Origin of the sequence: Brevundimonas sp. UBA6550 (assembly GCF_002434505.1) — a bacterium.
In the GTDB taxonomy this organism is placed as follows: Bacteria; Pseudomonadota; Alphaproteobacteria; order Caulobacterales; family Caulobacteraceae; genus Brevundimonas.
This window is the reverse complement of the sequence record NZ_DJKE01000004.1, coordinates 49,538-73,061: the sequence shown is the minus strand read 5'-3', so window position 1 is coordinate 73,061 and position 23,524 is coordinate 49,538. Positions and strand designations below refer to the sequence as shown.

At 69.2% G+C, this 23,524-nt stretch carries 21 protein-coding genes; 9 read left to right on the top strand and 12 right to left on the bottom strand.

What is annotated here, in order from left to right; translation table 11 throughout:
- Positions 1-8: 8 nt before the first annotated feature.
- Positions 9-485, top strand: coding sequence for a hypothetical protein (locus tag B3Z70_RS03365; protein ID WP_292022042.1), 477 nt, complete (start codon positions 9-11; stop codon positions 483-485).
- 157 nt (positions 486-642) lie between these two features.
- Here the strand turns inward: B3Z70_RS03365 and recQ are convergent, their stop codons facing one another.
- Both recQ and B3Z70_RS03355 read right to left on the bottom strand, forming a co-directional pair.
- Positions 643-2,520, bottom strand: a complete 1,878-nt coding sequence (gene recQ, locus B3Z70_RS03360; protein ID WP_292044671.1) for a DNA helicase RecQ — start codon at positions 2,518-2,520, stop codon at positions 643-645.
- A 97-nt stretch (positions 2,521-2,617) separates the two neighbouring features.
- Positions 2,618-3,595, bottom strand: a complete 978-nt coding sequence (locus tag B3Z70_RS03355; protein WP_292044669.1) for a complex I NDUFA9 subunit family protein — start codon at positions 3,593-3,595, stop codon at positions 2,618-2,620.
- A 115-nt stretch (positions 3,596-3,710) separates the two neighbouring features.
- Between B3Z70_RS03355 and B3Z70_RS03350 the strand changes: the two genes are divergently transcribed.
- Entirely contained in the window at positions 3,711-4,142 is a 432-nt protein-coding gene (locus tag B3Z70_RS03350; RefSeq protein WP_292022036.1) for a DUF488 family protein, read from the top strand.
- Positions 4,143-4,295: 153 nt separating this feature from the next.
- Here B3Z70_RS03350 and B3Z70_RS03345 read toward each other — a convergent pair whose 3' ends face one another.
- Entirely contained in the window at positions 4,296-6,248 is a 1,953-nt protein-coding gene (locus B3Z70_RS03345) for a M1 family metallopeptidase (protein WP_292022034.1), read from the bottom strand.
- A 74-nt stretch (positions 6,249-6,322) separates the two neighbouring features.
- The gene (locus B3Z70_RS03340; protein ID WP_292022032.1) at positions 6,323-7,573 is read right to left on the bottom strand and encodes a multidrug effflux MFS transporter; all 1,251 of its coding nucleotides are present in this window, start codon (positions 7,571-7,573) and stop codon (positions 6,323-6,325) included.
- A gap of 128 nt (positions 7,574-7,701) precedes the next feature.
- On the opposite strand from B3Z70_RS03340, the gene B3Z70_RS03335 reads away from it, so the two are divergent.
- Positions 7,702-9,147, top strand: coding sequence for an AMP nucleosidase (locus B3Z70_RS03335; RefSeq protein WP_292022030.1), 1,446 nt, complete (start codon positions 7,702-7,704; stop codon positions 9,145-9,147).
- Between the two features lie 158 nt (positions 9,148-9,305).
- Here B3Z70_RS03335 and B3Z70_RS03330 read toward each other — a convergent pair whose 3' ends face one another.
- Both B3Z70_RS03330 and B3Z70_RS03325 read right to left on the bottom strand, forming a co-directional pair.
- Positions 9,306-10,157: a metallophosphoesterase family protein gene (locus tag B3Z70_RS03330; protein ID WP_292022028.1), complete on the bottom strand. Its 852-nt coding sequence runs from the start codon at positions 10,155-10,157 to the stop codon at positions 9,306-9,308.
- On the bottom strand, positions 10,157-11,104 hold the full coding sequence (locus B3Z70_RS03325; RefSeq protein ID WP_292022025.1) for a diacylglycerol/lipid kinase family protein: 948 nt from the start codon (positions 11,102-11,104) through the stop codon (positions 10,157-10,159). The genes B3Z70_RS03330 and B3Z70_RS03325 overlap by 1 nt, the downstream gene beginning before the upstream one ends.
- A 131-nt stretch (positions 11,105-11,235) precedes the next feature.
- Here B3Z70_RS03325 and B3Z70_RS03320 point away from each other — a divergent pair, with 131 nt between their 5' ends.
- The 3 genes from B3Z70_RS03320 to B3Z70_RS03310 all read left to right on the top strand — a co-directional run bounded on the left by B3Z70_RS03320 (position 11,236) and on the right by B3Z70_RS03310 (position 14,406).
- Positions 11,236-11,580, top strand: a complete 345-nt coding sequence (locus B3Z70_RS03320; RefSeq protein WP_292022023.1) for a YMGG-like glycine zipper-containing protein — start codon at positions 11,236-11,238, stop codon at positions 11,578-11,580.
- Between the two features lie 121 nt (positions 11,581-11,701).
- Positions 11,702-12,163, top strand: coding sequence for an OmpA family protein (locus B3Z70_RS03315; RefSeq protein WP_292022022.1), 462 nt, complete (start codon positions 11,702-11,704; stop codon positions 12,161-12,163).
- An 83-nt stretch (positions 12,164-12,246) separates the two neighbouring features.
- Positions 12,247-14,406 carry a protein-disulfide reductase DsbD family protein gene (locus B3Z70_RS03310; RefSeq protein WP_292044667.1) on the top strand — a complete coding sequence of 720 codons (2,160 nt, stop codon included), beginning with the start codon at positions 12,247-12,249 and terminating at the stop codon, positions 14,404-14,406.
- Positions 14,407-14,409: 3 nt separating this feature from the next.
- Here the strand turns inward: B3Z70_RS03310 and B3Z70_RS03305 are convergent, their stop codons facing one another.
- The 4 genes from B3Z70_RS03305 to mutM form a co-directional block, all read right to left on the bottom strand.
- Entirely contained in the window at positions 14,410-15,309 is a 900-nt protein-coding gene (locus B3Z70_RS03305) for an alpha/beta fold hydrolase (RefSeq protein ID WP_292044665.1), read from the bottom strand.
- Between the two features lie 41 nt (positions 15,310-15,350).
- The gene (locus B3Z70_RS03300; RefSeq protein WP_292024588.1) at positions 15,351-16,139 is read right to left on the bottom strand and encodes an enoyl-CoA hydratase-related protein; all 789 of its coding nucleotides are present in this window, start codon (positions 16,137-16,139) and stop codon (positions 15,351-15,353) included.
- 232 nt (positions 16,140-16,371) lie between these two features.
- Positions 16,372-16,815, bottom strand: a complete 444-nt coding sequence (locus B3Z70_RS03295) for a hypothetical protein (protein ID WP_292024590.1) — start codon at positions 16,813-16,815, stop codon at positions 16,372-16,374.
- 9 nt (positions 16,816-16,824) lie between these two features.
- Positions 16,825-17,688 (bottom strand): bifunctional DNA-formamidopyrimidine glycosylase/DNA-(apurinic or apyrimidinic site) lyase, encoded by an 864-nt coding sequence (mutM, locus tag B3Z70_RS03290; protein WP_292024592.1) that lies wholly within the window; start codon positions 17,686-17,688, stop codon positions 16,825-16,827.
- A gap of 153 nt (positions 17,689-17,841) precedes the next feature.
- Here mutM and B3Z70_RS03285 point away from each other — a divergent pair, with 153 nt between their 5' ends.
- Both B3Z70_RS03285 and B3Z70_RS03280 read left to right on the top strand, forming a co-directional pair.
- A complete protein-coding gene (locus tag B3Z70_RS03285; protein WP_292024594.1) occupies positions 17,842-18,636 on the top strand; it encodes a phosphatase PAP2 family protein in 795 nt (264 codons plus the stop codon).
- 88 nt (positions 18,637-18,724) lie between these two features.
- On the top strand, positions 18,725-20,776 hold the full coding sequence (locus B3Z70_RS03280; protein WP_292024596.1) for an OPT family oligopeptide transporter: 2,052 nt from the start codon (positions 18,725-18,727) through the stop codon (positions 20,774-20,776).
- On the opposite strand, the gene B3Z70_RS03275 is transcribed toward B3Z70_RS03280, so the two are convergent.
- Together B3Z70_RS03275 and ubiG are read right to left on the bottom strand one after the other, a co-directional pair.
- On the bottom strand, positions 20,773-21,315 hold the full coding sequence (locus B3Z70_RS03275) for an AAA family ATPase (RefSeq protein WP_292024598.1): 543 nt from the start codon (positions 21,313-21,315) through the stop codon (positions 20,773-20,775). The genes B3Z70_RS03280 and B3Z70_RS03275 overlap by 4 nt on opposite strands.
- Positions 21,312-22,130 (bottom strand): bifunctional 2-polyprenyl-6-hydroxyphenol methylase/3-demethylubiquinol 3-O-methyltransferase UbiG, encoded by an 819-nt coding sequence (gene ubiG, locus B3Z70_RS03270; protein ID WP_292024600.1) that lies wholly within the window; start codon positions 22,128-22,130, stop codon positions 21,312-21,314. The genes B3Z70_RS03275 and ubiG overlap by 4 nt, the downstream gene beginning before the upstream one ends.
- 56 nt (positions 22,131-22,186) lie before the next feature.
- Here ubiG and B3Z70_RS03265 point away from each other — a divergent pair, with 56 nt between their 5' ends.
- Positions 22,187-23,461: an aspartate kinase gene (locus B3Z70_RS03265; protein ID WP_292024603.1), complete on the top strand. Its 1,275-nt coding sequence runs from the start codon at positions 22,187-22,189 to the stop codon at positions 23,459-23,461.
- Positions 23,462-23,524 lie beyond the last annotated feature (63 nt).

Genomic DNA, 23,524 nt, shown 5'->3' with positions numbered 1-23,524 from the left:
TCACCTCCATGTCCTGCGGCCTTGCTCTCACGATCGCCCTGGCGATGTCCAATCCCTCGGTGGCCCTGGCCGCCGAGCAGCCGGCGGTCGTGCCCGGCGCGCCGATCTCGGTGGCGGGCGAGCCGCTGTTCGCCGACATCATCTCGCGCTCGACCAGCCTGAAGGCCGTGGTCGACGGCTGGGCCGCCGCCAAGGCCGCCGACGACGCCGCCTTCTTCACCAGCCAGGCCTTCACCGGCTTCAAGGCCCAGGCCGAGCAGTTGGCCGCTCTGGACATGCAGGGCCACCTGATCCTGAAGGAACGCGGCACGGACGGCGATCTGAAATGCATCCTGCGCGGCATTTCCGAGGACATGCCCAAGAAGGTTCTGGCGGTGCAGGCCGCCGCCACCCCGGCGGACCGCGCCGTCGCCCTGTCGGAACTGTCCTATCTGCTGAACGACAATGTCGAGGTCATCACCGCCCCGCCCAAGCCGGCCGTCTGATCCGACCGTCACGATCCGTCATTCCGGGGCGTCCGAAGGACGAACCCGGAACCCTGGAGGCGGACCTGGACGCCTGCCGTCTCGACGACGCGCCTCTGGCCATGACTTCCGGGTTCCTCGCTGCGCTCAGCCCGGGAATGACGCCGAAAAGCGTCCGCTACAGAGCGCCCAGCGTCTCCAGCACCCCTTTGCCGTAGCGATCCAGTTTCGACTGACCAACGCCGGAAATGGCGCCCAGGCTGTTCAGGTCGCCCGGCTCGGCATGGGCGATCTCCAGCAATTTCTTGTCCTGGAAGATGACATAGGGCGGGACATGCTGCTCCGAGGCGCGATCGCGGCGCCAGGCGCGCAGAGCTTCGAACCGGGCGCGGACGTCGGCGTCCATCGTCTCCAGCGCCGCATTGCGCCCCTCGCCCGTGCGGTCGCGGCGGCGCGGCGTCGTATCGGCCCGCAACGGGGCGCGGCGCACCTCGATCTGGCGTTCGGACTTGTAGACGGCGCGCACGGCCTCGGGGTCGCCTAACCCCACCAGCGGCTTGCCGTCGTTGGGATCCTCGGCCAGCAGCCCCTCGAACAGCAGGTGATCGACGATCTCTCGCCACGAAGTCAGCGAGATGTCGCGTCCGATGCCCCAGGTGGACAGTTGCTGCTCCCACGGCTGAACGTCCTTGGTGCGGGCGGTCAGGTGATCGACGACGCGGTTGCGCCCGAAGCGTCCGCCCAGACGCTGAACCGCCGCCAGCGCCTTCTGCGCCGGGACGGTGGCGTCATAAAGCTGGGGCGGGTCGCCGCAGATGTCGCAGACGCCGCACGGCTGGGCGTCATGCTCGCCGAAGTATCGCCGCACGGCCTGGGCGCGACAGACGGCGCCGTCCAGCATGGCGAACAGTTGGCGGGTCTTGCGCACCTGGACCTGTTTGACCTCTTCCGCCATCGGACGGCTGTCCAGCCGACGCAGCGACCAGGCGATGTCGGACGGGCCGTACAGGGTGATGCCCTCGGCCGGTTCGCCGTCGCGCCCGCCCCGGCCGATCTCCTGCCAATAGGCCTCCAGGCTGCCGGGCGGATCGGCGTGGATGACGAAGCGCACATCGGCCTTGTCCACCCCCATGCCGAAGGCGATGGTGGCGACCATGACGGCGCCCTCCTCGGCCAGAAACCGCTCCAGCCGCCGGTCGCGTTCGCGCGTGTCCATGCCGGCGTGATAGGCGATGGCGTTGGTCCCGGCGTCGCGCAAAGCCTGGGCCACACGGTCGCAGCCGTCACGACTGCCGCAATAGACCACGCCCGACTTGCCCCGCCGTTCGCGCACCAGTTCGATGACCCGCGCGTCGGTCTTGGCGCGCGAGGCGCTCTCCTTGCGCTCGGCCGACAGTTGCAGGTTCGGGCGCGCGAAACTGTCGACGAAGACCCTGGCCTCCTCCAGCCGCAGCGAGCGCAGGATGTCGTCGCGCGTGCGGGCGTCGGCGGTCGCCGTCACCGCGATGCGGGGCGTGTTCGGAAACCGCTCGGCCAGCAGACCCAGATTGCGATAGTCGGGGCGGAAGTCGTGGCCCCATTGCGAGACACAGTGGGCTTCGTCGATGGCGATCAGGCTGAGCGGCAGTTCGGCCAGACGATCCATCATGGCGCCCGCCGCCAGACCTTCGGGCGAGACATAGAGCAGGTCCAACTCGCCGGACCGCGCGGCCGCCCAGATGGCCGAACGCTCGTCCAGCGACACGCCGGAATCCAGACGGGCCGCCGCGACGCCCTGCTGCTTCAGCGCCTCGACCTGATCGGTCATCAGGGCGATCAGGGGCGACACCACCAGACCCAGGCCGGGGCGCAGGATGGCCGGGATCTGATAGCAGACGCTCTTTCCGCCGCCGGTCGGCAGGACCGCCAGAACGTCGCCGCCGGACAGGATCTGTTCGACCACCTGCCCCTGCAGCCCCCGGAAATCCGCATGGCCCCAGACGCGCGACAGCAGGGCCCTCGCGTCGTTCAGGTCAGGCGTCCGGGTCGGAGAGAATTGGGGCTGCGTGGCCGGCATCCTTAAGCTGTGCACTCTTTGTTCCCGCAAGCGAAGCCCCGCAGGCGGCGAAACGCGGCCTGCGGTCCTATCTGATGGGGATTGATCCGCAGCCGGCTCAGTGCGCCGGGGCTTCGGCGAACTGGCCGCCGACGCGGTAGCGCCACAGATAGGAGGGGGCGATGGCGGCCATGCCCGTGGCGTGATCCACACCCAGCGCCGCCAGACCCAGGGCCTCGGGCGCCACGACATTGTCGCGCTCCAGCATCAGCACCTGATCGCGCGTCAGCGGCGGCGTGACGCCGACGAACCGGCTCAGCTGCAGCAGCGACCCCAGCGGCTTGGCGACCGCGAAGGGCACGGAGACCAGCATCCGGTCACGACCCGTCTCGCGCCGCACCAGCTCCAGCACCTCGCGGAAGGTGAAGACGCTCGGCCCGCCCAACTCATAGGTGCGGCCCGCCGCGTCCACGCGGATCACGGCGCGCGCGATCGCCTCGGCCACGTCGCCGACATAGACCGGCTGGAACCGGGTGTCGCCGCCGCCGATCAGGGGCAGGAAGGGCGACAGGGTGGCCATGGAGGCAAAGCGGTTCAGGAAGCCGTCGCCCGCGCCGAACACCAACGATGGACGCAGGATCACCGCGTCGGAATAGACGGCGCGCACGGCCGCCTCGGCCTGGGCCTTGGTGCGGCCGTAGGCCGAACGGCTGTTTGCGTCGGCGCCGATGGCCGACATCTGGACCAGACGCTTCACGCCCGCAGCCTTGGCGGCTTCGGCGATGGTCTTGGCCGCCTGGGTGTGAACGGCGTCGAAACCGCGCTTGCCGCCCGCGTCGTGCAGCACGCCGACCAGATTGACCACGGCGTCCGCGCCACGCACGGCGGCGGCCACGTCGGCCGCATCGGTGATGTCGCAGCGCATGAACTGGATCTGGCCGGGATCGCCCAGCGGCTGGATCTCGATGGCCAGGACCGGGTTGCGCACGGCGATGCGGATGCGCCAGCCGCGCCGCGCCAGGGCGCGCACCGCCTGCGACCCGATGAAGCCCGACCCTCCGAAGAGAGTCACGACGCCGGGGGCGAGGTCAGCCATGGGGAAAGCTCCAGTCGAAATCCGTGTCGGCGGGATAGACGATAGGGCGCCGCACCGCAACGCAGGCGTTCACCGTGACGCTGGCGATCCGTGCGCCGTCGCCCATCTGATGCGAATGAAGCTTTTCACCATCGGTTACGAAGGCGCGACCCAGGCGGAGGTGATCGCGCGGTTGAAGACGGCCGGGGTCCAGACCCTGGTCGATGTCCGCGCCGTCGCCGCCTCGCGCCGCGCCGGCTTTTCCAAGACGATCCTGGGCGAAAGCCTGAAGGCCGAGGGGATCGACTATGTCCACCTGCGCGGCCTGGGCACGCCCAAGGCGGGACGTGACGCGGCGCGCAAAGGGCGCGTCGGCGAGATGCGCGCCATCTTCGCCGATCATTTGGCCGAGCCGCAGGCGCAGATCGAATACGAACGGCTGAAGGCGCTGGCGGCCGAAACGCGCGTCGCCCTGCTGTGTTTCGAGGCCGACCACGCCGGCTGCCACCGCGCCGTCCTTGCGGAACGGCTGTCGGAGGAAACCGGCGTGGCGGTCGTGGACCTGTAGCGCCAATGACTTGTCTCCTCCCCATGAAATGGGGAGGTGGCGCGGCGCGCCTTCGCGCCGTGACGGAGGGGCTATTTTATGCCTGCGGGATTTCTACGGCCCTCCACCGCTTCGCGGTTCCCCTCCCCACGAGTGGGGAGGAGACTTTTGATGTTACGGCCGTCCGACCAGCTGATCGACCGAACCGCTGGTGACCGGATGATACAGCGGACGGGCCTCGGCGTAAATGCGGCGGGCGATCGGGCGGCCCCAGTCGCCTTCGCTCCAGAGGGTCTGGAACAGGGGCAGGACGAACTTGCGGCGGCCCTGGCTGGTCAGGAACTTCTCGGCCGTGGCGACCGCCGGCTGATAGCGATGGGCCAGGGCGATCTGCAGCCAGGCGAAGGTCAGTTCGGCATTGCCTTCGTTCGCCAGGTTCAGCGTGCGCTCCAGATCGGCCAGCTGCGCATTGGTCAGCCAGTCGGCGCCGGTGCGCAGACCGTCGGGACGCCAGCCCAGGAAGCGCTGGCGCTGCTGGGTGTTCCAGTCCGCCCACGGAATGGCCGAGGCCGGGCCCTTGTCCTTGAAGAAGGCCACGGCGGCCGCGTCCACCGGCTCGAAGGCGTGGGAGACGGGCGCCACGGCGTTGGACGGCAGGCCGGGCTGATAGACCCAGGCGTCCATCTGCAACTGGCCTTCCAGCGCGGCGTCGCCCTTGATCAGGTTGTCGCGGATGTCCTGTAGGAACATGGCGGTCGTCATCGGGCGATAGGCGTTGCGGTCGAAATAGCCGCGCAGCCAGGCGTCGAACCGATCCCGCCCGACGGTGCGCTCGATGGTCCGCAGGAACAGGGCGCCCTTTTCATAGGCGATGTCGTTCATGCCGTCGTCGGGGTCGCGACCCTTCAGGTCCAGATGCAGGCGGGTGTCCGCCGCCGGCAGGGATTTCAGCGTGTCCTGAAGGCTGTCCCAGCCCAGCACCTGCTCCTGCATGGCGCGGTCATGGCCATAGACGGATTCCATGATCCGGTTCTCGAAATAGACGGTGAACCCCTCGTTCAGCCAGAAGTCGTTCCAGGTCGCGTTGGTCACCAGATTGCCCGACCAGGAGTGCGCCAGTTCGTGCGCGACCAGCGACACCAGCGAACGGTCGCCGGCGATGATGGTCGGGGTGGCGAAGGTCAGCTTGGGGTTCTCCATGCCGCCGAACGGGAAGGAGGGGGGCAGGACCAAGAGGTCGTAGCGGCCCCAGCGATACGGGCCGTACAGCTTCTCGGCCGCCGTCACCATCTGGGCGGTCGGCTCCAGCTCCCACTGGGCGGCGCGCAGGCGGCTGGGCTCGGTCCAGACCCCGGTGCGGCCGTCGAACGGGGCGAAGGCGATATCGCCGACGCCCAGCGCGATCAGATAGGGCGGGATCGGATTGTTCATCCGGAAGCGCCAGGTCTTCATCCCGTTTGCGGCCCGCTCGCCGTTCGGCGTCAGATGATCGGCACTCATGACCACCGTCAGGTCTTCGGGCGCGGTGATGCGGGCCGAATAGGTCTGGCGGATGCCGGGGCTGTCCTGAGTCGGCACCCAGGTGCGAGTCAGGATCGCCTGGCCCTGGCTGAACAGATAGGGCTTCTGGCCGCCCGCCGTCTGGGCCGGGCTGAGCCATTGCAGGGCGGCGGCGTCCGGCCGGGTCGAATAGCGGACCGTGATCTTGCGGCGCTCATTGGCGGCGAAGGCCGGGAAATAGACGGTCAGGGGCTGACCCTTGATGGCGTCGTTCTCGCCGACCACGAAGCGCAGCGGCTGTCCCGTCGCGTCGCGCACGTCCTGGATGTCCAGGTTGCGGATGTCCAGGATCACCTCGTTGGCGCCGGGAACGGCCAGGATGTCCAGGGTCGCCGTCCCCGCCAGGGTCCTGGCCTGGAAGTCGGCTCTCAGGTCCAGCGCCACATCGACGACGCGCGCGATCTCGGGCCGGGCGTAGGTATGGCTGTCGACCGCTTCCGGGCCGGGCGCCGGGGCGATGGCGGGCGGGGCCAAGGACGCGCCGCCAGGGGTGGTGGAGCAGGCGCTGACCCCCAGGGCGGCGGCGAGGGCGAGGGCGGAGACGAGGCCGAGCGCTTTGCGCTTCATCGGGGTTTTCCTAGGCTGACCGTAACGATTGGCCGGACAACGCGCGGAAACGCCGAAAAGATCAAGTCTCGGTCCTAAGCGCTCCCGACTGGCGGCAGGTGGTGCGCCCGGAACAGCCGCCCGCGCTCGGCGAACAGGACGCAGACCAGGGCGATCAGTCCGAAGACGGTGAAGCCCGCCGCCATCGGAACCGTGGTGCCGTTGAACTGCTGACCCACCGCAAAGCCCAGCAGCGAGCCGGCGATGGTGGAGACGAACCCCTGGATCGAGGCGGCGGTGCCGGCGATATGGCCCATCGTCTCCATGGCCATGGCGCCGAAATTGCCGGCGATCAGGCCAAAGCAGAACATGGTCAGGGTCTGCAGCACCGCGAAGGTCCAGATCGATTCATGGCCGCTGATCGCCACGGCGGCGTGGATGGCGGATATGGCGGTGAAGCCGATCAGGGCGGTGTGCGAAATCCTGCGCGACCCCAGCTTGACCACCAGCCGGGCGTTGACCAGCGAAGCCACGGCGATGCCGCCCGCGATCAGGGCGAAGATGGCCGGAAACGCCGCCTCGGCGTCGAACACGTCGGCGAAGATCTGCTGGGACGAGTTGATGAAACCGAACAGCGCCCCGGTGATCGCCGTCATGGCCAGCGTATAGCCGACGGCCGTGCGGTCGGTGACGGCGACCCGATAGGCCGAGGCCAGGCGACGCACCTGGATCGGCAGCCGGTCCTCGGGTTTCAGCGTCTCGGGCAAACGCAAGCTGGCCCAGACGATCAGGCCGACGCCGACCAGGCCCAGTCCGGCGAATATCCAGCGCCACGGGCCGACCAGCATGATCATCTGGCCGATGGAGGGCGCAAGGATCGGCACGCCCAGGAAGACCAGGAAGCTGAAGGACATGACCCTCGCCATGGTGCGCCCCTCGAACCTGTCGCGCACGATGGAGACGGCCAGAACGCGGGTGCAGGCGCTGCCCAGCCCCTGGCCGATGCGGGCCAGGATCAGCATGTCGAATGTCGGCGCCAGGGTCGCCAGAAGGCTGAACACCACATAGAGGCCCACGCCCACCAGCAGCACGGGCTTCCTCCCGAACCGATCCGCCAGCGGGCCATAGATCAGCTGCGCCCCGCCGAAGCCCAGCAGATAGGCCGTCACCACCCACTGGCGACTGTTGGCGTTGGCCACCCCCAGGTCGTCGCCGATGTGCGGCAGGGCCGGCAGCATGGAATCGATGGCCAGGGCGTTCAGCGCCATCATCAGGGCGATGAGGCAGACGAACTCGACGAAGCCGAGCTCCTTCTTGGCGGGCGCTGACGCGAGGGAAGAAGACATCCGGGCCAGATGCGCCCCCACGCCCCGATCCGCAACCGCAGCCCTGTCATAAATTGCTGCAATGCAGCGAAATCGGGTTTGAACGGCGGGCGCCTCGCCAAAGCCAAGAAGCTTCGCTAGAGGAAGTCATGACAGAACAGATGACAGCACAGGCGGCGCTGGACCGCCTCGAAACCCTCTACACCCAATCCGTGACCAACCTGCGCGACGCCGTGCGGGATTTCGTCAACACCGGCGAGCGGCCCGATCCGCTGAAACGCGCCGAAGGGGTGTTCGCCTATCCCGAACTTCGCATCCGCTGGGATGGGGATCGCCCCCAGGACCTGGAGCCGCGCGCCTACGCCCGGCTGTCGAAACAGGGCAGCTACGCCACCACCATCACCCGGCCGGACCTGTTCCGCCCCTATCTGACCGAACAACTGGGCCTGCTGGAGCAGGAATATAATGCGACCTTCGAGGTCGGCGTCTCGCGTCAGGAAATCCCCTTCCCCTATGTGACGGACGGGCTGGAGGTCGCGCTGGACCGGTCGATGACGGCGGCTCTTGCGCGCTGGTTCCCGACCACGGACCTGGCCCATATCGGCGACGAGATCGCCGACGGCCTGTTCGAAATGGGCGGGGACTTCCCCCTGTCGCACTTCGACGGCCTCAGGACCGACTTCTCGCTGGCGCGGCTGAAACACTACACCGGCACGCCGGTCGACGACGTTCAGTCCTACGTCCTGTTCACCAACTACAACCGCTATGTCGACGAGTTCGTGCGCTGGGCCATCGAACAGCTTCAGACGCCGGGCAGCCCCTACGAAACCCTGTCCTGCGCCGGCGGCGTGATCATCACGCGCGACACGCCCAACCCCGAGGCGGCGATCAGCGACACGGCCTGGAAGAAGCACCAGATGCCGGCCTATCACCTGACCGCGCCGGGCCATAAGGGCGTGACCCTGGTCAACATCGGCGTCGGTCCGTCCAACGCCAAGACCATCACCGACCACCTGGCCGTCACCCGTCCGCACGTCTGGCTGATGATCGGTCACTGCGGCGGCTTGCGCGCCAGCCAGACCATCGGCGACTATGTGCTGGCCCACGCCTATCTGCGCGACGATCACGTGCTGGACGCGGTCCTGCCGCCGGACATCCCCATCCCCTCGATCGCCGAGGTCCAGCGCGCCCTGTACGACGCCACCAAGTCGGTCAGCGGCATGCCGGGCGACGAGGTCAAGCTGCGCCTGCGCACCGGCACCGTCGTGACCACCGACGACCGGAACTGGGAGCTGCGCTATTCCAAGTCAGCCCTGCGCTTCAACCAGAGCCGCGCCGTCGCCATCGATATGGAAAGCGCCACCATCGCCGCCCAGGGCTATCGCTTCCGCGTGCCCTACGGCACCCTGCTGTGCGTGTCGGACAAGCCGCTGCACGGCGAGATCAAACTGCCGGGCCAGGCCAACCGCTTCTATGAAGGCTCGATTTCCGAACACCTGCAGATCGGCATTCAGGCCGTCGATCTGATGCGCAGCGAGGGCTCTCGTCTGCATTCGCGCAAGCTTCGCGCCTTCGACGAGCCGCCGTTCCGGTAGGGACAAGTCTCCTCCCCACGTGTGGGGAGGGGGCCGCGCGAAGCGCGGTGGAGGGGCTCTTGACGTTCAACAGGCGCCCGCGATGCGGCAAAGACCCCCTCCGTCACGGCGCGAAGGCGCGCCGCGCCACCTCCCCATGAAATGGGGAGAAGACACGCTTAAACCGCCGCCTTCTCCAATGCGCCCGGCTCGACCGGGCTGGGCGCCGTCGCGGCCTTGCGGGTGTCCTGACGTCGCGGCAAGCGCCACACCTGGTGCGAGCGATAGCTGGCTCCGTCCCAGGCGAGGGCCGTGACGGTGATGGTTTTGGCGTCCCAGTCGATCTGGTTGAAGCCTGGCGGCGCGCCCCGCTCGCGATGCGACAGGGTTCCGCAGCCCACCGCATAGGAGCAGTGGTCCGCCAGCGGAATCGGCATGGCGAAGGGCACATGAACATGGCCGGTCATGATCAGATCGACCCCGGCCTCGGCGAAGATCAGGGCCGCCTCGTCGCCGCGCTTGACGTCGCCGGTCATCGGCGTGCCGACCATCTCGATCAGCGGATGGTGGCAAGCCAGGATACGCAGAGCGCCGATGGGCGCCTGACGCAGGGCCTCGGCCGCGCGGCGCGTCTGGTCCAGGTCGATGACGCCCTTGGACCAGTTGGGCCGCGCCTGCCAGCCGCGCGCCGTGACCACGCCCCGCACCATGACCGCATCGCTGCGGAACTGGCCGTCGTGGGCGGGAAAGCCGGTCGCCGTTTCGAACGCGCGCCAGGGGTGAAGCACCCGCGCCACCGCGTCCCAATAGGGCACGTCGTGATTGCCGACGATGACGAAGCGCGGCTCGGGCATGGCCCGCATCCATTCGCCGGCGGCCGTGAACTCGTCGGGATAACCCTTCTGGGTGATGTCGCCGGTGATCAGCACCAGGTCGTTGGGCGTGGCGTGAGCGTAATCCAGGGCGGCGGCGCAGGCGTGCTTGTGCTCGCAGCCGAAATGGACGTCAGAGAACTGGAGAACGCGGCCCATCAGATGCTGTCCTCGGCCGACGGCGGCTTGGGCGCCAGCGCCTTGAAGGCCTTGGGTACGAAGCGGATCACGGCGTCGGGTTTCAGCAGCAGGGGCTCGCCGTCGATGACCGCCGGAATCTTGGAGCGCGCCCGCACCTCGATCAGCTTGGCCGGCCGGGTCGAAACCGCCGGGTCCTGACGCCAGTCGCTGAACAGAGCCGTCGCAGCCAGCCGAAAGGCCTGGGTCGTATCGCTGGGGTCCATGGCGGCCGCCTCCAGCCCGATAGGGTCCTCCATCGCCTTGGAGATCATCGGGCTGATCAGCACCAGCGCCTCGGTCCGGCGCTTCTCGCCGCCGTCCAGGGTGAAGCGCAACCTCCCCGAGAAGGCGCGTTTCAGCGCGCGTCGCCCGTATTGCCAGGCCAGCTTTATCTTGCCGGTCCGCATGGCCTCGCGCGCCGGCGCCCATAGGGCGGGCGAGCCCAGGATGGCGGCGCAATAGAAGTATTCGCCCTGTACCTCGCCGCCCGAAACCGGCTGGGCCTCGCCCTCCTCCAGCGCCCGCTTCAGCGCCAGCTTCCAGTCGGCGGTGCCGTAAAGCGCCTTGGGCAGCATGTTCATGGTCCCGCCCGGCAGGGGGGCGATCATTGGGCCGTCGGGCCGGGCCTTGGACGCGACCGACCGCGCCGTACCGTCCCCGGCCAGCACGAAGATCACGTCGGGCTTGGCCGCGAAAGCCTCCGCGATGGCCTCGTCGAAGCCGCCGCCCTCCAGAGTGACGACCTGGGCCTTCAGATCGTAGTCGGCCATGATGGCCTCGACCTCGGCGGCCGCGCGCGGTCCCACGCTGCCGGACAGCGGATTGACCAGCACCACCGCATGGCGCAGCGGCGCGTGCGGGGTCAGGGCGCGCCGCTCGACGGCGTCGGGCGGCGGGGTCGAGGCGTCTGTCAGGTCTGAGGTCATGTCGGCCGAACGTCCGGTGGCCCCGCCCGTTCCGAACAAGCGTGGCCATATTTCGCTTTCCCTGCGGAACCTATGCCGGGACATCACGTTTCGGGACCTAGGGGCGACACCCAGGCACAGAGGATTTCACAATGAACAAGGCGATCATCGCGATTGCAGGCGCCGGTCTGCTGGCTTCGGCCTGCGCCAGCGACCCGTACAGCAGCGGCCCGAACCAGACTGTCCGCCAAGGCGCCGTCGGCGCCGGCCTCGGCGCGGTCGCCGGCGCCATCATCGGCAACAACGTCGGCGGCGGCAACGCAGCCACCGGCGCCCTGATCGGCGGCGCCCTGGGCGGCGCAGCCGGCGCGATCCGCGGCTCCAACCAAGACCGCAACAACCAGCAGCGCTATCGCGACAGCCAAGGTCGCTACTACTACTGCTACGACAACCGCCAGGACGAGTGCTACTGGGACAACGGTCAGCGTCGTTATTGATCGCTGTTGAAAACTTGTCGGTCGCGGAACTCGCCGACCGGCGCTAGGTTGAAGAGGCGGCTTGTCCACGGACAGGCCGCCTCTTTTGCGTAGAAGGGCCGGTTCGCCGGCGGGAGGGCTGATGATGCGACCTATCGGATTTGCAAAAGGACTGACGGCTGCGGCGATCCTGGCGACGGGGATGGTGGCGGCGTGCGCGCCGACGCCGAAACGCACCGCCCTGGTGGTGGGCGAATCGCTGTGCGCTCCGGGTCGGTTCGACATCTATTTCGTCGAGAACCAGGCGCGGCTGACCGAGCCGGCGGCCATGGTCCTGCGCGCGGCGGCGGCCAAGGCCAAGGATTGCGACGTGCGCCACGTCCGCGTGATGGGCCTGGCCGACGCCACGGGCGCGGCCGAGGCCAATCTGACCCTGTCGCAGCGTCGCGCGCGGGCGGTGGTCGCGGCCCTGACCGAGGCAGGGCTGCCGGCGCCGATCTTCGAACTGAGCGCGGCGGGGGATGCGGGCGCCGTGACGGCTTCGGGCAAGGACGAGCCGCTGCGCCGTCGCGCCGAGATCGTTTACGAGGCCTATCCGCGCTGATCGACGCGGAGGACGGACCAGCGATGGCCGAGCGGCGCGCAAGACGTTAGGTTGCGCGCCTTCTCCCCTGTCGGAAACCAAACGTGCGCCCCTTCGCCTTCGTCCTTGGCCTTGTTCTGCTTTTGACGGCCGTCTCGGCCCAGGCTCAGCCCGTGGCCGGGCCGGCGTCCGGCCAGGTCGCCTTCGGCCCGCAGCGGACCGAGCGGATCGAGGCCGAACTGGTCCCGATGTCGCAATGGGTCGCGCCGGGTTCCACCACCGTCGTGGCGGTGCGCCAGAAGATCGCGCCCGGCTGGCACACCTATTGGCGCAATCCCGGCGATTCCGGCGGGGCCACCAGCCTGACCTGGACCCTGCCCCAGGGCGTCACGGCCGATCCGATCCTGTGGCCCCTGCCCAGCCGCCAGCGGCTGATGAGCCTGATGAACTACGGCTATTCGGGCGAGGTGCTGCTGCCCGTGCCGATCCATGCGCCCGCCTCGGCCCGACCCGGCGAAATCCTGACCCTGACGACGGACGCGCTGTTTCTGGTGTGCAGCGACCAGATGTGCGTGCCGCAGCCGATGACCTTGTCGCTGGCCCTGCCGGTGCGCGACGGCGCCGCTCCCCTGGCCCGGCCGTGGGGCGCGCAGATCGAACGGCTGATCGAGACCGCGCCGCGCCCGGCCGGGATCGAGGCCCGGCTGACCGCACAGGGGGACCGGCTGACCCTGACCGCGACCGGGGGGCCGCTGGCGGACGGCGACGTCGGCCAGGCCTATTTCTTTCCCTATGACGGCGACCGCATCGACCATGCGGCGGCCCAGACGGGGCAGGTCGGCCCCGATGGCCTGACCCTGATCCTGGCGCCCGGAAAGCGCGGGGCGGACGCCGCCCTGTCGGGCGTGCTGGCGACCGACAGGGGCGCGTGGGAAATCAAGGCCGTTCCCGGCCCGCCCCTGCCCAGCGCCCAGGGGCGCGGCGGCCTGTCCCCGCTGGCGGACGCCGACGCCAGGCCGGCGGGCGGCGGCGTCTGGACATTCGTCCAGGCCCTGGGGCTGGCCCTGCTGGGCGGGCTGGTTCTGAACCTGATGCCGTGCGTCTTCCCGGTGCTGGCCATGAAAGCGGCCTCGCTGTCGGCGGCGGCGCACGATCCGCGACGCGCGCGCCGGGACGGCCTGGCCTTCACCGCCGGGGTGCTGGTCAGCTTCCTGGCGCTGGCCGGCGGGCTTCTGGCGCTGCGGGCGGCGGGTCAGGCCATCGGCTGGGGCTTCCAGCTTCAGTCGCCGGGCGTGGTGGCGGCCCTGGCCCTGATCATGCTGCTGGTCGGGCTGAACCTGTCGGGCGTCTTCCATGTCGGGGCCGGGTTGCAGAGCGCGGGGTCGGGGCCGCTGTCGCGCCTGCCGGGCGCGGCCGGCGCCTTCTTCACCGGCGTTCTGGCCGTGGTGGTGGCGGCGCCCTGCACCGCCCCCTTCATGGCCGCGGCCCTGGGCGCGGCCCTGGTGCTGGCCTGGCCCCTGGCGCTGGCGGTGTTTCTGATGCTGGGGCTGGGCCTGGCCCTGCCCTATCTGGCGGTCAGCCTGTCGCCCGGACTGCTGGCGCGCCTGCCTCGGCCCGGCGTCTGGATGGCGCGGCTGAAGGGCGTGCTGGCCTTTCCGATGTATGGCGCGGCCCTGTGGCTGGTCTGGGTGTTCGCCAAACAGGGCGGCGTGGACGCCGTGGGGCTGTTGCTGACGGCGGCGCTGATGCTGGCCTTCACCGCCTGGCTGGCGGGTCTGGCTCAGGACGCGCGTCAGAACGGGCGACGGCCTGTGATGGCGGCGCTCTGCGCGACCGTCGCCGGGTTGCTGGCGGTGGGACTGGCCGGGGTCGCCGCCGGCGCGGCGCGCACGGCGGACGCCGGGCCTCGCAGCGAAAGCGGCGCGCTGGACGCCCAGCCGTGGTCGGCGGCGGCGGTCGCTGAAGCGACGTCGGCGGGCCGGCCGGTTCTGGTCAATCTGACGGCCGACTGGTGCGTGACCTGCAAGATCAACGAGCGCGCCGCCCTGTCGTCGCCGCGCGTGGCCCAGGCGGTGAAACAGGCGAACGCCGTCTATCTGGTCGGGGATTGGACCCGCCGTGACGACGCCATCACGCGCGAGCTTCAGGCGCACGGCCGGTCGGGAGTGCCGCTCTATCTGGTCTATCGGCCGGGTCGCGCCGAGCCGGACATCCTGCCGCAACTGCTGACCGAGGGCGTGGTGATCGACGCCCTGAAACCCTGAGGATCAGGCCAGGAAGCGCCGTACCGCCGCCAGGAACGGCCCCGGCTGTTCGATCATGACCTGGTGGCCCGCACCCTCGATCCGCTCGAACCGGGGCGGCTGGCGCAAACCCTGGAAGCCGTAGCGGTATAGGCCCTCCAGCCGGTTGCGCGGGTTCTCGGGATCGCGGGTCCAGCCATAGACCACCGTCACCGGCGCCGTGATCTGCGACAGGCGCGGCCGCAGATCCACGGTCAGGGCTTCGTACAGTCCCTGGGCCAGGACGCGGCGATCTCCGCCCTGAAGCCCCAGCCCCTGGAACACCATGTCCCCGGCCAGGCCCATGTCCACGCCCAGCGTCGCCGCCTGGCTATTCAGGGCCTTGTCGCCGAACAGCAGCAGGGCCTGATAGCCCAGCCGGGCCAGCGGCTCGACCTGGGCCGAGGTGGCGCGCGAATCGACCAGGGACGGGAAGAAGGGCGAGGAATCGACCACCATCACCCGGCTGACGCCGTCGCCCATGCCGGCGGCGACGCGCAGGGCGATCTGGCCGCCCAGCGAGTGACCGATCAGGGCCGGACGCACCAGCCCCTGCTGACGGATGTAGCGTTCGATCTCGGCGGCGGCAGGGCCGGCCAGGCCGCCGCTGGCGTTGCCCTGGATGTCCGTGCCGCCGAAGCCGCGCAGCGTGACCAGATGCACCCGGTAGCGATCGTCCAACCGATCCGCCGTCGACCGCCAGGCCGCGCCCGTCGATCCCAGTCCTGGAATGAAGACCACGTCCGGCCCCGACCCGCGCGTCTCCACGATGATCCGGTCGGAGACGAAGGCCGGCGCGGGCGGCGCCGTCTGCGGCTGAGCCTGGACGACGACGGGGGCGAACAGGAACAGACAGGCGGCGAAGGCGGCGAACAGACGGCTCATCATTCCCGCCTAACGCCCGATCACGGCGATCGGTTGACGGCCTAGCGCCCCTTGAACTCGGGTTTGCGCTTTTCGACGAAGGCGGACATCCCCTCCTTCTGATCCTCGAAGGCGAACAGGGAGTGGAACAGGCGGCGTTCGAACTGGACGCCCTGGGTCAGGGTGGTTTCCAGCGCGGCGTTGACCATCTCCTTGTTGGCCATGACCGCCAGCGGGCTTTGCGCGGCGATCCGGGCCGCGATCTTGCGGGTCTCTTCCAGCAGGGTCTCTTGCGGGAAGACGCGCGAGGCCAGACCGGCGCGTTCCGCTTCGGCCGCGTCCATCATGCGGGCCGTCAGGACCATGTCCATGGCCTTGGACTTGCCCACCAGACGGGTCAGGCGCTGGGAGCCGCCAATGCCGGGCGCGACGCCGAGATTGATCTCGGGCTGGCCGAACTTCGCCTTGTCCGAGGCCACGATGAAGTCGCACAACATGGCCAGTTCGCAGCCGCCCCCCAGGGCGAAGCCGTTGACCGCCGCGATGATCGGCTTTCTGAACCGGGTGATGCGGTCGTGGCCGAGGGCGAAATAGTTGCCCGTGTACATCTGGGCATAGGTCTGATCCGCCATCTCCTTGATGTCGGCGCCGGCGGCGAAGGCCTTTTCGCCCGAGCCGGTCAGGATCAGGCAGCGCACGCCGTCGTCATGCTCGACGCCGTCGAGGAAGTCGGCGAGGTCCTTGAACAGGGCCGAGTTCAAGGCGTTCAGCGCCTCCGGCCGGTTCAGGGTCACCACCGCATAGCCGTCGGCGTGGCGTTCGATCAGCAGGTTGGAATAGGCGTCGGCCATGGTCGGTCTCCTTCGTTTGTCAGGTCATAGCGGAGACCGCCTCTTTCGTCATTCCGGGCGAAGGGCCGCTTGGCCCGAAGCCCCGGAACCCAGCGGCGCCGAAGGCGAAATGATTCAGCCGCAAGCGCCGTTAGGGCGGCAAGCCCGGTGTCCGCGACAGGTTCGCGCTCGCGCGCGACGCTGGGTTCCGGGTCTCCGCTGCGCTTCGCCCGGAATGACGAAAGAGTTAGAATCAGCGTCGGGGCATCAGGGCCAGGGTCAGGGCGGCGCGCGCCAGTTCGACGACGACGACCATGGCCAGCAGAAGATTGGCGGCGATCACCTGACCCCGCGCGCCCGACAGGTCCAGCGTCCAGCCGAATACGGAAGACAGGGCCAGGGTCAGGGCCGAGATCAGGACCAGGCCGACCAGCAGCATCAGGGCGACATGACCGGCCTTCAACGCCGCCTGAAGCGTCGGCCCGTCGTCCAGCACGCGGGCGCGACGGCGCAACAGACGCGCGATCAGGCCCGTGGCGGCCGCCTCCGCGACGGCGGCGACGACCAAGGCCGCCGCGAACCACCAGATCAGGCCGCTCAGGTCGCCGGCCCGCAAGCCTTGGACGAAGTGGACGAAATAGGCGCCCCAGACCAGGACGCCGACCACCAGACTGATCCAGAGGTGAATCTTGCGCATGGGTCGGGCCTATTTTTTCTGACAGCTGGGGCAGTAGAAGGTGGAGCGGCCGCCTTGGACGATGCGGGCGACGACGCCGGTGCAGCCCTCGCCCCGACACGGCTCGCCCTCGCGGCCATAGACGTCGAACCGGTGCTGGAAATAGCCCTGGCCGCCCTCGGCGTTGGCGAAGTCGCGCAAGGTGGAGCCGCCCGCCGCGATGGCGTCGTTCAGGACGTTGCGGACCTCGCTCGCCAGTCGTTCCAGCCGCGCCTTCGACACCGATCCGGCAGCGACCAGGGGCGAGATGCGGGCGCGGTACAGGGCCTCGCACACATAGATATTGCCCAGGCCCGCGACGATCCGCTGGTCCAGCAGACTGACCTTGATGTTCTGTTTCTTGCCCGCGAAGGCCTCCACCAGATGGGCCCCGGAAAAGCCGTTGCCTAGGGGCTCAGGCCCCAGGCCCAAGAACCAGGGGTGGGTTTCGATCTGGTCGGTCGCGATCAGCCCCATGAAGCCGAACCGGCGCGCGTCGGCGTAGCCGATGCGGGTCGCCGCCCCATCGCGGATGGCGCAACCGCTGAAATGCTCGTGCTTGCCGGCGATGGGCGCCGCCTCCTCGAACTCGCCCAACTGCGTCCCGTCCAGGGTGAAGCGGCCGGTCATGCCCAGGTGCGTGATCCAGGTCTCGCCGGTGGACAGGGGCATCATCAGATATTTGGCCCGCCGGTCGATCCGCAGCACCGTCGCGCCCTCCAGCCGCTCCACGAACCGCTCGGGAAAGGGAAAGCGCAGGTCCGGCCGGTTGATCCTGACGCGCGACAGACGCGCGCCCTCCAGCACCGGCGTCAGGCCGCGTCGGACGGTTTCGACCTCGGGAAGTTCAGGCATGGCCGTGGTCCTAATCGCTCCGCAGGCCCAGGCCAAGCGGCGCTGTCAACGCCGTCAACAAAGCTTCACCATAAGGCCGTTTCGTCGCCACCGATTTCACATCGCGGCGACACGTCTCTGGGGCAATCGGGGGATATTGCGTTCGGGGGAACCATGTCCGACACCGCCCTGGCCCGTCCGGTCCACGCGCCGCCCCGCGCCCGCGCGCCACTGGTGCGAAACGGTGCGCGCCGCTGGCGTCTGGGCCCGGACGAAGGCGCCATCTTGGCCGCGACGGCGGTGCTGGCGCTCAGCGTCGGCTTCCTGCTGTTTCCGGGCGTCGACATCGCGGTCAGCCGCCTGTTCTATCGGCCCGAGGCGGGCTTCTTTCTGGGCGGCGACCCGGTGCTGAAGGCGCTGCGCAGAAGTTCGACCCTGGTCATCGGCCTGATGCTGCTGGGCGCCCTGGGGCGGATGCTCTGGACCTGGGGCCGGGGCAGGCCCTGGGGCGACGCCGCCCGACGCGCGCTGTTCGTCGTCTCGGCCCTGGCGATGGGGCCGGGCCTGACGATCAATCTGGTGTTCAAGGATCTGTGGGGCCGCGCCCGCCCGATCCAGATCGAAGCCTTCGGCGGCCAGGCCGTCTTCACCCCCGTCTGGATGTTCAGCGACGCCTGCCGCGCCAACTGCTCCTTCGTCTCGGGCGAAGGCGCCGGGGCGGCCTGGATGGTCGCCGCCATCCTGGTTCTGACGCCGGCGCGGTGGCGGCCGATCGCCGTCCCCGTGACGCTCGCCTACGCCGTCGCCCTGTCGATGAACCGCCTGGTCTTCGGCGGTCATTTCCTTTCGGACATTCTTCTGTCCTGGGGGCTGACGGCCATGGTCATCCTGGCGCTGCACCGCATGACCTTCGCCGCGCGCAGCCTGGATCGAAGGCGGGTGTGGAGCATCCAGGCCCTGCCGGCCTGAGGTCGGGTTTCGCATCGCGCCGTCGTGCGCCCTGTTGCCGCCTGCGACATAATGCGCTTACGGTCCCGCCGAACGTGGGAACCCTTCGATGACAGACGCCTCCGCCGCCCCGAAGGGCCGGCTTGAACTGACGCTCCGCGCCCTGGTGCTGGGCTGCCTGCTGGCGGTGGTGTTCACCGCCGCCAACACCTATCTGGGCCTGCTGGTCGGCCTGACCTTCGCCTCCGCCATTCCGGCGGCGGTGATCTCCATGGCGGTGCTGCGGGCCTTCCGCACCTCGACCATCTGGGAGAACATGACCGTCCAGACCGTGGCCTCGGTCGGCGGGGCCATGAGTTCGATCATCTTCGTCCTGCCGGGGCTGGTGATGATCGGCTGGTGGCTGGAGTTTCCGTTCTGGCAGTCGGTCGCCATCTGCATCCTTGGCGGCGTGCTGGGCGTCACCTTCTCCATCCCGCTGCGCCGGGCGCTGGTCGTGAACGGCGGCCTGCCCTACCCCGAAGGCGTCGCGGCCGCCGAGGTGCTGAAGGTCGGCTCGCGCGGGGCCGAACAGACCGAGAGCGCGGTGCGCGAGAACAAGTCCGGCCTGTGGGTCGTGGTCGCCGGGGCCGTGGTCTCGGCCGGTTACGCCCTGCTGGTGGCCGGCCGGGTGTTCGCCGGCGAGGCGGCCAAGTTCTTCAAGCTGCCCGCCGCGTTGGGCGGCGGCGCGACCGGCATGGGCTTCGGCATGCAGTTCGCCCTTCTCGGCGCCGGCCACCTGATCGGTCTGACCGTGGGTCTGGCGCAGCTGTTCGGTCTGGTGCTGGCCTGGGCCATCGCCGTGCCGATCCTGACCAGCCCGGACACCATCGCCTGGCTGACGGCGCACGGCATCCCCTCCATCGCGTCCACCCTGCCCGCCGGCGTCCCGGCCGAGGAGCTGGCGACCACCGTCTGGGCGCGCGAGGTCCGCTTCATGGGCGCCGGCGTCATCGGCGTGGCGGCGATCTGGACCCTGATCAAGCTGGCAGGCCCGCTGATCGGCGGCCTGACCTCGGCGCTGGCCGCCAACGCCCGCCGCTCGCACGGCGAAGTGCTGGACCGGACCGAACAGGACCTGCCGATCAAGCTGGTCGGCGCGGTTTCGGTCGCCTGCCTGGTCGGCATCGCCGGCCTCCTGGCCTGGTTCGCCCAGAGCGCCCCGGCGCTGGCCTCCTCGACCCCGCTGCTGGTGATCGGCGGCCTGGTCTATGTGGTGCTGATCGGCTTCGCCGTGGCGGCCATCTGCGGCTACATGGCCGGTCTGATCGGCTCGTCCAACAGCCCGGTCTCGGGCGTCGGCATCCTGGCCGTGGTGATCGCGTCCTTGCTGATGCTGGGCGTCATGGCCATCGCCGGCGTGCCGGCCGATCCGTCGATCATCGCCTTCGCCCTGATCGTGACGGCGGTGGTCTTCGCCGTCGCCGTCATCGCCAACGACAACCTTCAGGACCTGAAGACCGGCCAGTTGGTCGAAGCCACGCCGTGGCGCCAGCAGGTGGCGCTGATCGTCGGCGTCGCCGCCGGGGCCCTGGTGATCCCCTTCATCCTGAACCTGCTGAACCAGGCCTTCGGCTTCGAAGGCGGCCCGCCCGCCATCGTGGAAGGCGCCAAGACCCTGGCGGCGCCCCAGGCCACCCTGATCTCGGCCCTGGCGCGCGGCGTCATCGGCGGCGACCTGCGCTGGGACCTGATCGGCCTGGGCGCGGTGATCGGCGCGGTCATCATCGTACTGGACGCCGTGGTCTCCAAGGCCACGAACGGCAAGGTCAAGCTACCGCCGCTGGCCGTCGGCATCGGCTTCTATCTGCCCGCCGCCGTCACCACCATGCTGGTGATCGGCGCGGTCTGCGGCTGGATCTACGACAAGGCCGTCTCCAGCACGCGCTACGCCGACGTGGCGCGTCGGATGGGCGTGCTGCTGGCGTCGGGCCTGATCGTGGGCGAAAGCCTGTTCGGCGTCTTCACCGCCGGCGTCATCGTGGCCACCCGGGACGACGCGCCCTTCGCCATGCTGCCGGCCGGTTCGGCCTGGCCGGCCATGTTGGCGGGCGTCGTCGGCTTCGCCGTTGCGGTGTTCGGCCTCTACGCCTGGACCCGCAGCCGGGCCGAGAAGGTTTAGGTCAGGTCCGCGTCAAGCTGATCCAGAACGAAGGCGACCCGCTCGACGAGGGTCGCCTTCGGCAATTCCACGAGGTCGTATCCGTAGCGTGGATAGACGGCGGCCATGGCGGCGAAGGTGCGTTTCGCCTCATCGAAATCCTGCCGACGTTCCGCATCCTGGCCGAAGATTTCGGCCCAGGGCGGGGCGATGAAGACCTTGCGATGATAGCGCAGCGTGCGGGCCGCCCTATCCATGTCCTCCGGGATCGGCAGGTCGCACAGCGTCAAATAGCCGACCACATCCGGCACGCCGCGATCATGAAAGGTCAGCCTGCCGCCTGTCCGGCTGCGACCATGGGCGGCGATGTCGTGATCGAGCATCTTTCGGGCGAACAGGGCGCGATCCCGCCACGGCAGGGCGTCGCCGCCCCTGTCCTGTTCCTGGCGGATGATGGCGCGTCCGGCCTCGGGTTCGACCGCATATCCCGCCTGCGCCAAGGCCTCCAGCAAGGTGGTCTTGCCCGACCCCGGCCCGCCGGTCAGAACCACGCCGGTCATGCGGCTGGGGTCACGACCATCATATAGTTGATGCTTGCTTCGTCCGACTGGCTCCAGCGGTCGTTCAGCGGGTCGTAGTTCAGGCCATAGGGGCCTTCGACCGTCACCGGCTCGGCGGCCAGCATGGCGCGGATCTCGTCGGGCTTCAGGAACTGGCGCCAGTCGTGCGTCCCGGCCGGCACCCAGCGCAGGATGTATTCGGCCGCCACCTTGCCCAGGGCCAGAGACTTCAGCGTGCGGTTCAGGGTGGCGACCATCATGACCCCGCCCGGCCGGACCAGGCGCGAACAGGCGCGCACGAAGCTTTCCGGGTCGGCGACGTGTTCGATCACCTCCATGGTCAGCACGACGTCGAAGGGGCCTGCGCCCTCGGCCTCGATCTGTTCGACCGTGGCGGCGCGATAGGCGATGTCCAGCCCGACCATGTCGGCGTGGGCGCGGGCGGTGCCGATGTTCTCGCTGGAGGCGTCGATGGCCGAGACGTCGAAACCCATCCTCCGCATCGGTTCGGCGATCAGGCCGCCGCCGCAGCCCACGTCCAGCAGGGTCAGCCCCTCGAACGGGCGGATCGCGCCGGCGTCGCGGCCCAGCCGGGCGCACAGCTGTTCGCGGATCAGCTTCAGCCGGGCCGGATTGAACCGATGCAGCGGCGCGAACGGCCCCTTCGCATCCCACCATTCCGCCGCCTGGGCCGAGAAGCGGGCCACGTCGGCGGGGTCGATCGATGCGCCGAACGCGCCTTCGGACGAATTTTGCGAAAAACCCTGCCCCGAACGGGGTAGGCGAGGCGAGGCGGCGCCGTTAGAAGCGGTCATGACGCGAGGGATGAACCTTTGCGGCCTTTCACGCAAGCAGGGGGCGGAACGCCACGATGACGCGGCCCGATACGACACGACTGGTGATGAAGTTCGGCGGCACCTCCATGGGCGACCTCGAACGCATTCGTCGTGCGGCGCGCATTGTCGCCGCAGAGGCCGCGACCGGCAAGAAGGTGGCCGTCGTCGTCTCGGCCATGGCGGGCAAGACCAACGAACTGGTCGCCTGGACCGACGGGGCCGGCCCGGCCGGCGCGGGGCTGCCGATGTCGGACGACGAATATGACGTGGTGGTCGCCTCGGGCGAGCAGGTGACGTCGGGCCTTCTGGCCATGACCCTGCGCAACATGGGGCTGAACGCCCGCTCCTGGATGGGCTGGCAGGTGCCGATCGTCACCGACGACGCCCACGCCCGCGCCCGCATCATCGACATTCCCGGCGAAAAGCTGGGCGCCGCCGTGGATGCGGGCGAGATCGCCGTCATCCCCGGCTTCCAGGGCGTGACGACCGACGGCAAGATCACCACCCTGGGCCGCGGCGGCTCGGACACCTCGGCGGTGGCGGTGGCGGCGGCGCTGGAATGCCCGTGCGACATCTATACCGACGTGGACGGCGTCTATACGACCGACCCGCGCATCGAGAGCCGCGCCCGCCGGCTGAACCGCGTCTCCTTCGAGGAGATGCTGGAGATGGCCTCCCTGGGGGCCAAGGTGCTTCAAACCCGCTCGGTCGAGCTCGCCATGGCCAAACAGGTGCCGGTGCGCGTGCTGTCCAGCTTTATCGAACCTGACGAAAACGGCGCCCTGCCCCACGAGGCCGGCACCCTGATCTGCGACGAGGAGGAGATCGTGGAAAAACGCATCGTGTCCGGCGTGACCATGAGCCGCGACGAGGCCCGCATCACCCTGCTTGGACTGTCGGATCGGGTCGACGCCCCCGCCGACGTCTTCACCCGCCTGGCCGAGGCCAATGTGAACGTGGACATGATCGTCCAGAGCCAGGCCCGCACAGCCAATACGGTCAACCTGACCTTCACCACCGGCCGCCGCGACGCCGTGCGCGCCGCCGACATCATGAAGGCGGCCCAGGGCGACCTGGCCTTCGAGGAAATCCGCGTCGACGAGGACGTGGCCAAGGTGTCGGTCGTGGGCGTAGGCATGAGAAGCCATGCGGGCGTGGCCCAGACCATGTTCAAGGCCCTGGCCGACAAGGGGGTCAAGTTCCAGGCCATCTCGACCTCGGAAATCAAGATCAGCGTCCTGATCGACGCCGCCTACGCCGAACTGGCCGTGCGCGCCCTGCATTCGGCCTACGGCCTGGACGCGCTATAGGTGATCTGAAGAAAGCGCCTACATCAGACCAAAGGGCGCGGGAGACATGATGCCGGCAGGCGG

What these genes read in the sequence shown, in the direction of transcription:
- B3Z70_RS03350 (WP_292022036.1), top strand. Translation starts at nt 3,711, where the DNA reads ATGAAGCTTTTCACCATCGGTTACGAAGGCGCGACCCAGGCGGAGGTG.
- B3Z70_RS03325 (WP_292022025.1), bottom strand. Translation starts at nt 11,104, where the DNA reads ATGACCTCAGACCTGACAGACGCCTCGACCCCGCCGCCCGACGCCGTC.
- B3Z70_RS03355 (WP_292044669.1), bottom strand. Translation starts at nt 3,595, where the DNA reads ATGGCTGACCTCGCCCCCGGCGTCGTGACTCTCTTCGGAGGGTCGGGC.
- B3Z70_RS03265 (WP_292024603.1), top strand. Translation starts at nt 22,187, where the DNA reads ATGACGCGGCCCGATACGACACGACTGGTGATGAAGTTCGGCGGCACC.
- B3Z70_RS03365 (WP_292022042.1), top strand. Translation starts at nt 9, where the DNA reads ATGTCCTGCGGCCTTGCTCTCACGATCGCCCTGGCGATGTCCAATCCC.
- B3Z70_RS03285 (WP_292024594.1), top strand. Translation starts at nt 17,842, where the DNA reads ATGTCCGACACCGCCCTGGCCCGTCCGGTCCACGCGCCGCCCCGCGCC.
- B3Z70_RS03340 (WP_292022032.1), bottom strand. Translation starts at nt 7,573, where the DNA reads ATGTCTTCTTCCCTCGCGTCAGCGCCCGCCAAGAAGGAGCTCGGCTTC.
- B3Z70_RS03295 (WP_292024590.1), bottom strand. Translation starts at nt 16,815, where the DNA reads ATGCGCAAGATTCACCTCTGGATCAGTCTGGTGGTCGGCGTCCTGGTC.
- B3Z70_RS03300 (WP_292024588.1), bottom strand. Translation starts at nt 16,139, where the DNA reads ATGGCCGACGCCTATTCCAACCTGCTGATCGAACGCCACGCCGACGGC.
- B3Z70_RS03305 (WP_292044665.1), bottom strand. Translation starts at nt 15,309, where the DNA reads ATGAGCCGTCTGTTCGCCGCCTTCGCCGCCTGTCTGTTCCTGTTCGCC.
- mutM (WP_292024592.1), bottom strand. Translation starts at nt 17,688, where the DNA reads ATGCCTGAACTTCCCGAGGTCGAAACCGTCCGACGCGGCCTGACGCCG.
- B3Z70_RS03280 (WP_292024596.1), top strand. Translation starts at nt 18,725, where the DNA reads ATGACAGACGCCTCCGCCGCCCCGAAGGGCCGGCTTGAACTGACGCTC.
- B3Z70_RS03315 (WP_292022022.1), top strand. Translation starts at nt 11,702, where the DNA reads ATGATGCGACCTATCGGATTTGCAAAAGGACTGACGGCTGCGGCGATC.
- B3Z70_RS03345 (WP_292022034.1), bottom strand. Translation starts at nt 6,248, where the DNA reads ATGAAGCGCAAAGCGCTCGGCCTCGTCTCCGCCCTCGCCCTCGCCGCC.
- B3Z70_RS03330 (WP_292022028.1), bottom strand. Translation starts at nt 10,157, where the DNA reads ATGGGCCGCGTTCTCCAGTTCTCTGACGTCCATTTCGGCTGCGAGCAC.
- B3Z70_RS03320 (WP_292022023.1), top strand. Translation starts at nt 11,236, where the DNA reads ATGAACAAGGCGATCATCGCGATTGCAGGCGCCGGTCTGCTGGCTTCG.
- B3Z70_RS03275 (WP_292024598.1), bottom strand. Translation starts at nt 21,315, where the DNA reads ATGACCGGCGTGGTTCTGACCGGCGGGCCGGGGTCGGGCAAGACCACC.
- ubiG (WP_292024600.1), bottom strand. Translation starts at nt 22,130, where the DNA reads ATGACCGCTTCTAACGGCGCCGCCTCGCCTCGCCTACCCCGTTCGGGG.
- recQ (WP_292044671.1), bottom strand. Translation starts at nt 2,520, where the DNA reads ATGCCGGCCACGCAGCCCCAATTCTCTCCGACCCGGACGCCTGACCTG.
- B3Z70_RS03335 (WP_292022030.1), top strand. Translation starts at nt 7,702, where the DNA reads ATGACAGAACAGATGACAGCACAGGCGGCGCTGGACCGCCTCGAAACC.